General features: G+C 64.9%; 11 protein-coding genes and 1 pseudogene. 6 read left to right on the top strand and 6 right to left on the bottom strand.

Features of this window, described 5'->3' with window-relative positions; translation table 11 throughout:
- Window positions 1-48: 48 nt before the first annotated feature.
- The gene (locus tag CO664_RS20945) at window positions 49-1,083 is read right to left on the bottom strand and encodes an aldo/keto reductase (protein WP_037420310.1); all 1,035 of its coding nucleotides are present in this window, start codon (window positions 1,081-1,083) and stop codon (window positions 49-51) included.
- Between the two features lie 108 nt (window positions 1,084-1,191).
- Between CO664_RS20945 and CO664_RS20940 the strand changes: the two genes are divergently transcribed.
- The gene (locus CO664_RS20940; protein ID WP_097539780.1) at window positions 1,192-2,145 is read left to right on the top strand and encodes a LysR family transcriptional regulator; all 954 of its coding nucleotides are present in this window, start codon (window positions 1,192-1,194) and stop codon (window positions 2,143-2,145) included.
- A 47-nt stretch (window positions 2,146-2,192) separates the two neighbouring features.
- Here CO664_RS20940 and CO664_RS20935 read toward each other — a convergent pair whose 3' ends face one another.
- Together CO664_RS20935 and CO664_RS20930 are read right to left on the bottom strand one after the other, a co-directional pair.
- Window positions 2,193-2,957 carry a VOC family protein gene (locus CO664_RS20935; protein ID WP_097539779.1) on the bottom strand — a complete coding sequence of 255 codons (765 nt, stop codon included), beginning with the start codon at window positions 2,955-2,957 and terminating at the stop codon, window positions 2,193-2,195.
- 56 nt (window positions 2,958-3,013) lie between these two features.
- The gene (locus tag CO664_RS20930; protein ID WP_037420303.1) at window positions 3,014-3,487 is read right to left on the bottom strand and encodes a DUF1579 domain-containing protein; all 474 of its coding nucleotides are present in this window, start codon (window positions 3,485-3,487) and stop codon (window positions 3,014-3,016) included.
- Window positions 3,488-3,747: 260 nt separating this feature from the next.
- Here CO664_RS20930 and CO664_RS20925 point away from each other — a divergent pair, with 260 nt between their 5' ends.
- Window positions 3,748-4,218 carry a MarR family transcriptional regulator gene (locus tag CO664_RS20925; RefSeq protein ID WP_097539778.1) on the top strand — a complete coding sequence of 157 codons (471 nt, stop codon included), beginning with the start codon at window positions 3,748-3,750 and terminating at the stop codon, window positions 4,216-4,218.
- Here CO664_RS20925 and CO664_RS20920 read toward each other — a convergent pair whose 3' ends face one another.
- A complete protein-coding gene (locus tag CO664_RS20920) occupies window positions 4,219-4,680 on the bottom strand; it encodes a MarR family transcriptional regulator (protein WP_097539777.1) in 462 nt (153 codons plus the stop codon). It abuts the gene before it with no gap.
- Between the two features lie 93 nt (window positions 4,681-4,773).
- Between CO664_RS20920 and CO664_RS20915 the strand changes: the two genes are divergently transcribed.
- Window positions 4,774-5,178, top strand: coding sequence for a GFA family protein (locus CO664_RS20915; protein ID WP_037420295.1), 405 nt, complete (start codon window positions 4,774-4,776; stop codon window positions 5,176-5,178).
- Window positions 5,179-5,181: 3 nt separating this feature from the next.
- Here the strand turns inward: CO664_RS20915 and CO664_RS20910 are convergent.
- Window positions 5,182-5,741 (bottom strand): annotated as a pseudogene (locus CO664_RS20910) (nucleoside 2-deoxyribosyltransferase).
- 111 nt (window positions 5,742-5,852) lie between these two features.
- Complete coding sequence (ilvD, locus tag CO664_RS20905) at window positions 5,853-7,691, bottom strand: dihydroxy-acid dehydratase (RefSeq protein WP_097539776.1); 1,839 nt, start codon at window positions 7,689-7,691, stop codon at window positions 5,853-5,855.
- Between the two features lie 315 nt (window positions 7,692-8,006).
- Here ilvD and CO664_RS20900 point away from each other — a divergent pair, with 315 nt between their 5' ends.
- The 3 genes from CO664_RS20900 (at window position 8,007) to CO664_RS20890 (ending at window position 12,486) form a co-directional block, all read left to right on the top strand.
- Window positions 8,007-11,267 (top strand): adenylate/guanylate cyclase domain-containing protein, encoded by a 3,261-nt coding sequence (locus CO664_RS20900; RefSeq protein WP_097526692.1) that lies wholly within the window; start codon window positions 8,007-8,009, stop codon window positions 11,265-11,267.
- Window positions 11,268-11,357: 90 nt separating this feature from the next.
- Window positions 11,358-12,038, top strand: coding sequence for a peroxiredoxin-like family protein (locus CO664_RS20895; RefSeq protein ID WP_097539775.1), 681 nt, complete (start codon window positions 11,358-11,360; stop codon window positions 12,036-12,038).
- Between the two features lie 280 nt (window positions 12,039-12,318).
- The gene (locus CO664_RS20890) at window positions 12,319-12,486 is read left to right on the top strand and encodes a hypothetical protein (protein ID WP_083854105.1); all 168 of its coding nucleotides are present in this window, start codon (window positions 12,319-12,321) and stop codon (window positions 12,484-12,486) included.
- The last annotated feature ends 273 nt before the right edge of the window (window positions 12,487-12,759 follow it).

Raw genomic sequence — 12,759 nt, 5'->3', positions numbered from 1 at the left:
GCCGAAACCGAGACTTGGCCTGGGCCGGTCAATGTGCTCGATTCAGTATCAGACGGGCGGTGGATTGATCCTCGCGAAGCCCTCCTGCCGGTAGTAGGGGAAGTGAGGATAGGGCGCCGTCGTCGCGCTCGCCGCATCGAGGCGGGCGATCTGCTCGGCCGCCAGCGACCAGCCGCCGGCGCCGAGGTTCTGGCGGAGTTGCTCCTCGTTGCGCGCCCCGATGATGACGCTCGACACGGTCGGGCGCTGAAGCAGCCAATTGATCGCGATTTGCGGCACCGTTCGACCGGTTTCCTTCGAAATCTGATCTAGCACCTGGACGATGTCGTACAGCTTTTCGTCGTCAACCGGCGGCCCGAAAGCCGCGGTGTCGTGCAGCCTGCTTCCTTCGGGCCAGGGCTCGCCGCGGCGGATCCTGCCGGTCAGCCGGCCCCAGCCGAGCGGGCTCCAGACAAGCGCGCCGACACCCTGGTCGAGGCCGAGCGGCATCAGCTCCCATTCGTAGTCCCGCCCGACGAGAGAGTAGTAGACCTGATTGGCGACGTAGCGTGGATAGCCGTGGCGATCGGCAACCGCGAGCGACTTCATCAATTGCCAGCCGGAGAAATTGGAAACGCCGACATAGCGCAGCTTGCCGGAGCGCACGAGCATGTCGAGGGTCGACAGCACTTCTTCGACCGGCGTGCCGGCATCGAAGGCGTGCAATTGCATCAGGTCGATGTAATCGGTGCCGAGCCGTCTCAGCGCCGCGTCGACGCCTTTGACGAGGCGTGCGCGGGACGAGCCGGCATCATTCGGTCCGTCGCCGGTCGGCAGCGATATCTTCGTCGAGACGAGCACGGCGTCACGCCGCCCCTTGATCGCCGCTCCGAGGATTTCCTCGGAAGCGCCATCGGAATAGACATCCGCCGTGTCGAAAAGGTTGACGCCCGCCTCGAGGCAGATGTCGACCAAGCGGCGGGCCTCCGCTTCCGCAGTGGTGCCCCAGGCACTGAAAAGCGGCCCCTTGCCGCCGAACGTGCCAGCCCCGAAGCTGAGCGCCGGCACCTTCAGGCCGGACGAACCAAGCCGTCGATACTCCATTCCAAGAACTCCTTAGTGCTCATGTCACCCATGCGAGGAGAAAGATGGAGCGGACGGCGTTTTGGATATAGACTGGCAACGGGAACATTATCTGTGAGTTGAGTTCACATGTCACGACCCTCGGTCAACCGCTCGGGTGAGATGGAAGTCTTCGCGAAAGCGGTGGAGCTCGGCGGTTTCTCCTCCGCCGCCCGCCACTTCCGCATGACGCCGTCCGCCGTCAGTAAGCTCGTGCTGCGCCTCGAAGAAAGGCTCGGAGTCCGGCTCGTCAACCGTTCGACGCGTAAGCTCCAGCTTACGCCGGAAGGCCATGCCTTCTACGAGCGCACGACGCGGATACTTTCCGACATCGACGAGGCGGAACGCTGCGCTTCGGCCGGCGAAAGCCCGACCGGCAGGGTGCGGTTGAACGTCAACGCCTCGTTCGGCACGCATGTCCTGATGCCGCTGGTGCCAAAGTTCCGCGAGCGATTTCCGGCGGTCACCCTCGATATCGTTCAGACCGATGCGGTGGTCGACCTGATGGAGGCGCGCGCCGATGTGGCGGTCCGGGCGGGGCCGCTCAAGAGCTCGACACTGATCGCCCGCAAGCTCGGCGCGACGCGGATGGTGATCGTTTCAGCCCCGTCCTATCTCGCGCGCAACGGCATGCCCTCAAGTCTGGACGAACTGCGGGCCCATGACCGGCTCGGCTTCTGCTATGCCCGCGCGGTCGACGGCTGGCCTCTCCGGCAGGCAGGCGAGACGATCGTGCTGCCCGCTTCGGGAGCGGTGCAGGTCAGCGACGGCGAGGGCTTGCGGCACCTCACCCTTGCCGGCGCCGGGCTGGCCCGGCTTGCCGAGTTCACCGTGCGCGAAGACATGCGTGCCGGCCGGCTGCTGCCGGTGCTCGAGGACTTGAACCCGGGCGATCTCGAAGAGATCCATGCGGTTTTCCTGGGGCAGGGCGGGGCTCTCCCCTCCCGTGTGCGTGCGGTTCTCGACTTTCTTGCGAGCCATGCCCGCGTGACGCCGATGCTGCCCGACGAGCTCGATCGGCAGCGGTTGGGTGTGTCGGGATAGAAGAAGGCCCGCGGGGACCGCGAGCCATTTCTTGATTGGCGCTTGCGTCAGCGCTTCGGTGCGACAAGCGCGAAAACTGCGCCCTGCGGGTCGGCGCCCTGCACGATCCAGGCGCCGCCGGGCACCTCCATCGGATCCTGAATGATCTTGCCGCCGCCGGACGTGACCCGATCGATCGCCGCATCGAGCGCCTCGACGTTGAAATAATAGAGCCAGTAGGGTGGCGCGGGGATTTCCTTCGGCTTGGTCATCATGCCGCCGATCGGCCGGCCGTTGAAGGCGAAGATCTGGTAGACGCCCATTTCGCCCATGTCCATCGCCTGGTCCTTCGTCCAGCCGAACAGCTTCGAATAGAAGTCGAAGGCGGTGTCGAGGTCGCCCGCCATCAATTCATGCCAGCCGACGTTGCCGGCTGCCATCTGGTCCATGGCCGGCGGCGGTTCGCCATCGCCCTTGAACAGCGCGAAGGCAGCGCCATGCGGATCGGTGACGATCGCGAAGCGGCCGACGCCGGGAATGTCGTCCGGCGCGCGGTGGACGGTACCGCCGGCGGCGGCGAGCTTGTCGGCGGTCGCGTCGACATCATCGACTGCCACATAGCCGAGCCAGGCCGGCGGCACCTTCATCTCGAGCGCACCGTCGGGCATGATCATCAGGCCGGCGATCTGGTGCTCGCCCTTGGAAAAAAGCGTGTAGTTCATGTCCGGCATCCCAGCGTCGCGGGCGGACCAGCCGACAACGCTCTTATAGAAGGCTTCCGCGGCCTTCGTGTCCGTCGTCATCAGCTCGTACCAGATGAATTTCCCGTGCATTGTCGATCCTCCGGTTTGGGTCTATGCAGGCGACGCAGCGATCGCCATGGCTCCAGCTATCGGCGGCGATACTCCGCCCTCATCAGTTCCTTCCAGTCTCCGTCTGCCGCCTGGACGCGGGCCGTCAGCACCCTGCGGTTGGCGTCGATCAGCGTTATTCTGTCCTGGTATCTGGCGGACTTGCCTGGGTTCTCAAAGTCCGGGCCCTCGCAATTCAGAGCGAGCGTCTTGCCGTCGTCTTCGATCTCGCCGTCATAGACCCACATATGCGTCATCATCGAGCCGACCCACGTGCCGAGATAGCGGCCGGTCAGCGGATTGAAGCCCAGCGTCATCAGGGTCTGGCCGGAACTTCCGTCGGGCATGGTGCCTTGCCCTTCGCAAACGACCCAGAGTCCCTGCATCGAACGGACATTCTCGACCCATGGCTCACTCGACCCGCCGCTTCCCATCGACTCTTCCGACGTGACCGTCCATTCACCAAGCAGCTGTTCCAGCCATCGGTGTTCTTCCTGAGGCTCTGCTTTCACGTTCTCCTCCTTGGTTTTTTCGATTGCATCGCCGTGGTCTGCCGCGCTTCGATGCTACGCGGCACAGAGCGTCAGATAGGGCCGACGGCCGCTAAGTCCATTCGACCGCGGCAGGCAGGCGTGCGGTCACAGTCAATCGTCAGACAGGTCGCAGTGGCGAACGATTTCCGTGCTCGAATTCTCATGGGTGAGAACGTCGAACGGTGGATGCATCGCCATTTTTGCTTGACTATTTAGGTTGATATCAACATTAGTCGAGCATGTCAAAGCTGCCGCTCATCCCCTTCTCGACCACGATCGTCGTCAGGGACAGCTGTCTGTGCCTGCATGTCCAGCGTGCCGCCCGGGCGCTCGCCCGCCGTTTCGACGAGGCGCTGAGGCCGCTCGACATCACCAATGGGCAGTTCTCGCTGATGATGTCGCTCAACAGGCCGGAACCGCCAAGCATGAGCGCGGTCGCGTCGCTTCTGGCGATGGACCGCACGACGCTGACGGCAGCGCTGAAACCGCTCGAGCGCCGCGGTCTCGTCGAGACCTTCGTCGATCCCGATGACAGACGGCTGCGCCGCCTGCGATTGACGGAAGCGGGAGAGCGGCTGCTGGCGGAAGCCGTCCCGATCTGGCAGCGCACGCATGCTGCGGTCGATGCGCAACTCGGCGACGCAGGTCCCGACCGGCTGCGGACCGACCTCCTCGCTCTCACGGAAACGCCGGCGATATGCGGCGCGTGATCAGGTCGGCGCGCGACGCTCTCCGAGCAGCGCGGCGAGTTCGGCGATCAGCGCCGTCGCCTGCCGCAGCCTCTCCTCTCCGATTTCAGCGCCAAGCGCGTTCGCCCAGACGGCCTGCCTTGCCGTGATCTCTGCGAGCGCCGCTTCCCCGCCGGGCGTGAGCGTCATCAGCTTGGCGCGCTGATGTGCCGGATTCTGCCGGTAGGCCAATAGGCCCTCGGCTTCGAGAATATCGGCGATGCGTTGCACGCCCTGCCGCGCCAGTCCGAGGGCGCGGGCCGCCTCTGCCACCGACAACGTCGAATGCCTTGCCGCAGCCAAGACCTGCCAGCGGGCGCTGGTCTGGCCGGATGGCTGCGCCAGCCTATCTCCTTCCGAGGTCAAGTGTCCGGCAAGGCGCAGGACCGAGATGGCGAACTCGGCGAAGGCGTCGCCGGAGGGAGTCCGTGAGGGCTGAATCATGTTGACAACATATTGTCATTTTCGGTAGATGTATTTTGACAATAAGTTGTCATATCGGTTGATGATTGGCAAGAGAGCGCCGGGAGGAACGGGATGAAGATGACCTACAAGGGCAGCTGCCACTGCGGACGTATCCGGTATGAAGTCGATGCCGATCTCGAGGCCGGCACCAGCCGGTGCAATTGCTCCTATTGCTCGAAGACGCGCTATTGGGGCACGCTGGTGAAGCCGGAGGACTTCCGGCTGCTCTGCGAAGAAGCAAGCAGTGGCGACTATCAGTTCAACACGATGAGCGGCCATCATCGCTTCTGCCCGACTTGCGGCGTGTCGCCCTACGGCACGGGAAATGTCGAAGAGCTCGGCGGCGCCTTCGTCTCCATCAACGTTGCCTGCCTCGACGATATCGATCCGGCGGTGCTTGCCGCCCTGCCGATCCAGTATATGGACGGGCTGCACGACAACTGGTGGAATGTGCCGGCCGAGACGCGGCACCTTTGAACATCAGCGACAGCTGAGCTTGCTGACTGCGGCGTCGAGACATGTCTCGAAAGCGGCGAGATCGGTGTAGATCGCATCGGGCCGGGCGTCGCCGACAATGACGACGCCGCCGCGGCGCTCGATGCCCGCATGCAGCATGAGGTTGTCAATCAGGCCGAAATCCTCGACCGACAGCCCGCCCGGATCGCGCAATTGACCTGCGGGATCCGGCTGCACAGCTCCCTTGCAGTGTTCGACAACACGGGCGGCGTGGTCGCGCGCCACATTCGTATAGGCGAAGACCGGCTTGCCGAGCGCGCACATGAAACCAAGCTCGAAGGTGGTGCCGGTATCGGCGGCAATCCCGCGAAAGGGCGTCAGATTGGCGATGATCGCGTCTGCTTCGAGCATCATCCGTTCATCCACGGCGCTGATCGCTGCCGCCCGTTCGGAGGGATTTCAAGGTCACCCGGCGAAAGCGGTATCAGTCCGGCGGCACGCGTCAGAGACGCCTTGCGGTCGAGCATTTGGCGCGCGTTCGGAAGGAAGACTTCAGGTCCGGCCAAATAGACCTTCTTCGCCATGATTTCAGCCCCTGCACAGACAACATGGTTCGATCAGTGTTGCAATCGAGGCTCCGGAGCGGATGACGCTCAGCCGGTCCGGGGCACCACTTTGAGCTGACGCGGTTTGGCTTAGCGGTCGCCGAGATCCCGCACCGCGCCGCGGTCGGCGGAGGTCGCGAAGGCGGCATAGGCCTTGAGCGCAGTCGTCACCTTGCGCTTGCGCGGCTCGGCCGGCTTCCAGCCTTTTGCGTCCTGCTCGGCGCGGCGCCTGGCAAGCTCGGCTTCGTCCACCCTCAGGCTGATGGTGCGGTTCGGGATGTCGATATCGATCATGTCGCCCTCGCGGACGAGCCCGATCGTGCCGCCATTGGCCGCCTCGGGCGAGACATGGCCGATCGACAGCCCGGAGGTGCCGCCGGAGAAGCGGCCGTCGGTGATCAGCGCGCAGGCCTTGCCGAGGCCCTTCGACTTCAGATAGCTCGTCGGATAGAGCATCTCCTGCATGCCGGGGCCGCCCTTCGGCCCCTCGTAGCGGATGACGACCACGTCGCCGGCCTTGATCTCGTTGCCGAGGATCGCCTTGACGGAGGCATCCTGGCTCTCGAAGACGCGGGCCGGGCCGGAGAATTTGAGGATGCTCTCGTCAACGCCGGCCGTCTTCACGATGCAGCCGTCAAGCGCGATGTTGCCCTTCAAGACCGCGAGGCCGCCGTCCTTGGAGAAGGGATGTTCGACCGAACGGATGACGCCCTTTTCCCGGTCGGTGTCGAGGTCGTCCCAGCGCGCCTCCTGGCTGAAGGCAACCTGCGTCGGGATGCCGCCCGGAGCGGCGCGGAAGAAGTTGCGGACAGTCTCGCTCGATGTGCGGGTAATGTCCCAGCGATCGATCGCGTCGCCGATCGTCTCGCTGTGCACGGTCGGGCAATCGCGGTTGATGAGGCCGCCTTTTTCCAGTTCGCCGAGGATCGACATGATGCCGCCGGCGCGGTGCACGTCTTCCATGTGGACGTCGCTCTTCGCCGGCGCGACCTTCGACAGGCAGGGAACCTTGCGCGACAGCCGGTCGATGTCGCCCATGGTGAAGTCGACCTCGCCCTCGTGGGCGGCGGCGAGGATGTGCAGCACGGTGTTGGTCGAGCCGCCCATGGCGATGTCGAGCGCCATGGCGTTTTCGAAGGCCTTCTTGCTGGCGACCGAGCGCGGCAGCACGCGCTCGTCCTCCTGCTCGTAATAGCGGCGCGCCAGGTCGACGACGAGATGACCGGCCTCGACGAAAAGGCGCTTGCGGTCGGCATGGGTCGCGAGCGTCGAGCCGTTGCCGGGCAGCGACAGGCCGAGCGCTTCGGTCAGACAGTTCATCGAGTTGGCGGTGAACATGCCGGAGCAGGAGCCGCAGGTTGGACAGGCGGAACGCTCGATGACCTTGACGTCCTCGTCGGAGACGCTGTCGTCGGCGGCAGCGACCATGGCGTCGACGAGGTCGAGCGCGTGCTTCTTGCCGTGCAGCACGACCTTGCCGGCTTCCATCGGCCCGCCGGAGACGAAGACGGCCGGAATGTTGAGGCGCAAGGCTGCCATCAGCATGCCGGGCGTGATCTTGTCGCAGTTGGAGATGCAGACCATGGCGTCGGCGCAATGGGCGTTGACCATGTATTCGACGCTGTCGGCGATGATCTCGCGCGACGGCAGCGAATAGAGCATGCCGTCATGGCCCATGGCGATGCCGTCATCGACCGCGATCGTGTTGAATTCCTTGGCGACGCCGCCGGCCGCCTCGATCTCACGGGCGACGAGCTGCCCGAGATCCTTCAGATGCACGTGGCCGGGCACAAACTGGGTGAAGGAGTTCACCACCGCAATAATCGGCTTGCCGAAGTCGCTGTCCTTCATGCCCGTCGCGCGCCAGAGGCCGCGAGCGCCGGCCATGTTGCGGCCGTGGGTGGTGGTGCGGGAGCGATAGGCAGGCATGACGTGTTCCTTCACGGACGAATATCGATACGCGAATATAATGGCGATGATGGAGCGCCTTGCAGGCGTACTAGCGCAAATTTGCGCGCGCGTCATCTTTCGCGTCAGATTATTTCCGCCGCATGAGCCCCGCGCAGCGCCGGTCATTCGTCGCACATTCGAGGCGGCGTTTCCTTGAGGGTTGCCGACCTGCCGCTTCACCTCCGCCTGCAAGGCGCATTGCTTGCCAAGCCACGTCAACAAGTCCATTGTTTTCGGCATTCCGACCTGTGCCGCGGACGTCTCGCGGCGGGTGGGTATCGAGGTTCGTCGGCGATGAACTGCCATGAATGCGGTAGCGAGATAGAGAGCGGCTTCGCGTTCTGCCCGAAATGCGGCGCCAAGCAGCAGAGTTCGTGCTCTGCTTGCGGCTATCTCTGCGCGCCGCATTTCGCCTTCTGCCCGCGCTGCGGCACCCGGCTCGGAGCGCCGGCGGATGTCAGACCGGCTCCAAAGCCGCCGGCGGTAGGCGTCGCGCAGGCGCCTGCAGCACCCTCACCGGATATCGGCGCCGACCGGCGTACCGTCACGGTCCTGTTCGCCGATCTCTGCGGTTTCACCGGTCTCAGCGAGCAGATCGATCCGGAAGTTCTGCAGGCGCTGCAGAACGAGCTCTTCGAGGCGCTGACGAGTGCCGTCGAGACGTTCGGCGGCTTCGTCGACAAGTTCATCGGCGATGCGCTGCTTGCCCTCTTCGGCGCCCCGGTGGCGCATGAGGATGATCCGGAGAGGGCCCTTCGGGCCGCATTGGAAATGCTCGAGCGGACCGCGCAGGTGAGCGAGCGCTGGCATGGGCGCATCGGCCTGCCGCTCAGCCTGCATATTGGCGTCAACACCGGCCCGGTCGTCACCGGCGGCTTCGGGGCGCGCGACGCGAAATCCTATTCGGTCACCGGCGACACGGTGAACACGGCGCAGCGGCTGCAGACGATGGCGGGGCCGGACGAAATCCTGGTCGGGCCGGTGACGCACAGGCTTACCCGGCACGCCTTCGCCTATGAGACGCTCGGCGCCGTCGCGCTGCGCGGCAAAACCGGCAGCCTTCAGGTGCATCGCCTGACCGGCGCGCTCGCGGCGCCGCGCCCGGCCAGGGGTCTCGACGCCCTCGGTCTCAGCGCTCCGCTCATCGGACGCAATGCGGAGATCGGCCGGATGCGCGACTGCCTGGCGCTCGCCTGCGCCGGTACCGCGCAAGTCGTCCGCCTGACCGGCGAAGCCGGCATTGGCAAGTCGCGTCTGGTGGGCGACTTCCTGGCCGCCATCGGCGAGGACCCGCGCTTTGCGCAGGTGGTCGTCAGGCGCGCGGCCTGTTCTCCGCTTGGCGAGCCGTCCTACGGGATGCTCGCCGCCGTGCTCGGCAGCGCCTACGGCATACCGGCCGGCGGCACGGCGGAGGAAATGCAGGAGCGGCTGGCTTCCGGTCTCGCCGAAATCGGCTTCACCGCCGATGAACTCGGTGAGGCGATGCCGCTTCTCTTCCATATTCTCGGAATGGGGGACCGGGACGGCGCCCTGCAGCACGTTCCTCCCGACCAGGTCCGGCGCCAGCTCCTCTCGGTCATCCGCACCATGTTCGAGCGGCGGCTCGAACGGACGCCCTTGCTCATCGTGCTTGAGGACCTGCATTGGGCGGATGCCGCTTCGCTAGAGGCGTTGCGCTTCGTGCTCGACCGGCTCGATCGCCGCCCCTTGATGCTGATCACCACGCAGCGGCCCGATTCCGGCCCGGAGCGCTTGGCTCCGGGGCGCACAAGCGTAACCGCATTGCGTCTCGGATCGCTCTCTCCCGCCGACGGACAGCGGCTCCTTGCGGGGTTCTTCGGAGAGAATTGCCTGCCTCAAGGCCTGCGCCGGCAAATTCTTGCGCGCGCCGGCGGCAACCCGCTGTTCATCGAGGAAATCGTCCGCGGCCTCATTGAACTTGGAACCCTCCGGCGCGACGGATCCCGGTGGCAGGTGGCCGCGGGCGAAGCAAGCGTCGACATTCCCGCTGGCATCGAGGCGATGCTGCTGGCGCGCATCGACCGCCTGCCGCCGGAGGTGCGCCGCCTCGTCCATGGCGCCGCCGTCATCGGCCCGCGCTTCGACGCGGAGCTGCTCGCCGCCATCTCCCCGCAATCCGGCGACGTCGCGACGGGCCTGGAGTTGCTGTGCGACGCCGAAATCATCGAGGAGAGTGCCGGGGGCGGGACGCCGGCATCGCAAAGCTTTCGCTTCGTGCAGTCCTTGCTGCACGAAGTGGTCTACAACAATCTCCTCGTCAAGCGGCGAACGGAGATTCACGCGGCGATCGCCCATGCCCTGGAGCGCCGCCATGGGGAGAGCCCCGAGCGTTTCGAGGATCTGGCCGTCCTCGGGCATCACTACGGTCAGTCGGTCGACCGGGCCAAGGGGGCTCGCTACCTGATGGCGGCCGGAGACCGCGCAAGTCAGCTTTATGCCAACGAAGACGCGATCCGCTTCTATCGGCAGGCGATGGCCGCGCTGGCCACGCTTGGCGAAGAGGAGCCGGACTGGTTCGCCGCTCGCGAGCGGCTCGCCGATCTGCTGGTCCCCCTCGGCGAGCGCGCCCAGGCGGAGGAGCACTATCGTGCACTGCTCGATGCCCGTCCCGTCGCGGCGGATGCGGTAGCCTCTGCGCGGATCCTACGCAAGCTCGGCCATCTTCTCTGGGAGGCCGGCAAGCGCGATCGGGCGCAGGCGCGCTTCACGGAAGCGGCCGGCCTGCTCGAGCGCGCCGAGGCACCGATCGAAAGCGCGTCGCTGCTGCAGGAGCGGGGTCATCTGGCTTTTCGCATGGGCGACTATCTCGGCGCGTCAGAATGGGCGGACGAAGCCTTGGAGAGGGTCAAGGCGCTTGGTCCCGCCATGGGTGCCGAATCGAGGCGCGAGGTAGCCCTCGTCACCGCCGAGGCGTTGAATACAAAGGCGGTGGCCCTCGCGCGGCGCGGTCGCACGCGAGAGGCGATCGAGGCGGTGGAGACGAGCGTCAAGGTGGCCGAAGCGGCGGCCCTGATGCACGCGGCCTGCCGCGGCTATACCAATCTCGGCGTGCTCTATACGATCGTCGATCCGAAGCTCGCCATCGACGTCTGCCGGCGCGGCCTCGACATGGCCCGCCGCATCGGCGACCTCGGCTTCCAGGCGCGGCTCCTTGCCAATCTTGCAGTCGCCCATTGCACCTTTACCGACCGCTGCGCGGCCGAAGGGGTGCCGGCGGCGCAAAAGGCGATCGAGATCGACCGGGCGCTCGACCAGCGCGATCATCTGCCGGTCTCGCTGCTGGTGCTGGGGCAGATATTCCAGTGCCACGGCAGGCCAGCAGAGGCTCGCAGGCTCTACGGCGAAGCGCTCGATCTTGCCGGTGAAACGGACGAAGCGCAGGTGCTGTTTCCGTGCTATGATGGCTTGGCGACACTTTGCCTGGATGAAGGCGAGCTCGCCGAGGCCGAACGTCATTTCCGTTTGGCGCAAGAAATCTGCGAAAGTCACGATCTCGATCCGGAAGCCCTGGTGATACTGCCTTTCCTCGACTGAGCAGCCTTCACTCGGCAATGGCCCGGAAAGAGGCAGCGCCGCACGCCTCGATAGGCCTGCGCTGCACGGCATGCAGGGAGGAGAACAGCCATGGCGGAGTATACCAGTTCCGGGCCGTTGCAGCCGGGCGACCGGGCGCCGAACGTGGTGCTCGACGCGATCACCCAGGAGGGCAAGATCGCCATTGATGATTTTCGGGGGCGCAAACCCGTTCTGGTGGGACTGTTCCGGGGCCTGCAATGCCCATTCTGCCGCCGGCAGATCGCCACCATGGCGCAGCTCAAGGCCGCCCTCAACGAAAAGGGGGTAGAGACCCTGACGGTCGTCAACACGCCGATCGAGCGGGCCCGGCTCTATTTCCGCTACCATCCCCTGCCGAATTTGCTCGCCGCGTCGGACCCCGAGCGGCTTTCGCACCGAGCCTTCGGCCTGCCGAATCTCGAATTCACCGAGGATGAGGACGATTGGCCGCATAAATTGGGCATGCAGACGGTGATGTCGATGCGCCTCGACATGCCCAGCGAACTGCCGGAACCGATGAATCCTGTCGCCGCGTCAGCCTATCTCCAGAAAGCCGACGGCTATGAGATGACCGAGGACGACAAGCGGATGGAGGCGGCCGCCATGGCGCAGCTCGTCGGTGAGTTCCTGCTCGACCGCGACGGCGTCGTGCGGTGGTCCTTCACCGAAGCTTTGCCGGACGGCCGCAACATGTTCCGTTCTCCTTCGCCGGACGAGGTGATGTCGGCTGCATCGCAGGTCCTCCATTGAGCGTGAGCGGCGGTGCCGGCCCGCCCTTCGGAACCGCTCCGGACAAACAAAAAGGCCGGGGTAAACCCGACCTTCCTCATCACCTTGCGCCTTTGCCAGTCCATCCGTGGTCAATGGCGAGGTGGGTTCTTCCTAGACGCTGTTCGTGACAAGTGCATGACGAGCAACCGAATACGCGATCGATTGCCGCGACAGGGAAGATCGACGCGCCGATACGATCCGCTTGAATGCAAGTTGGAACGTTAGCGCTTTCTAAAGAATTCATCGACAAGATGTCTATATGCGCGGCTTGCTACTGTTCATTGTTGCGTTGGCTGGTTTCTGGGCGATCGACCGGATCGCCTGCGAGGGGCGATACGGCCGCGCGGCCTGGCGCGAAGCAAAGCAGCAGGCCAATTCCGTTCGCTATCAAGTGGAATATTGGGTCGACGATATCGTCAGGCTTTAGCCCCCGCCGATGGCAGAACCGGTTGCAACAGAAAAGGCCGGGCTCGCCCGACCTTCCTCATCACCTCTCGCCTTTGCCAGTCCATCCGTGGTCAACGGCGAGGTGCATCTTTCCTACCCGAGGACCGTGACGATCTCGTGACAGCGGCTGCAACAAGCGCTGATCGGCTGCAATCGGTCGCAAGAGAAGGCGGGCGTGAAAGGATTGTGACCCTTACGATGTCAACAATGCTGTTCGGCTGCAAAAGGTCGACTTTCTCGATCGAGCCTCGTA

Origin of the sequence: Sinorhizobium sp. NG07B (assembly GCF_002532005.1) — a bacterium.
Lineage (GTDB): Bacteria > Pseudomonadota > Alphaproteobacteria > Rhizobiales > Rhizobiaceae > Sinorhizobium > Sinorhizobium fredii_C.
Note: the sequence above shows the minus strand (reverse complement) of the source record. Positions and strands in the feature narration are given on the sequence as shown.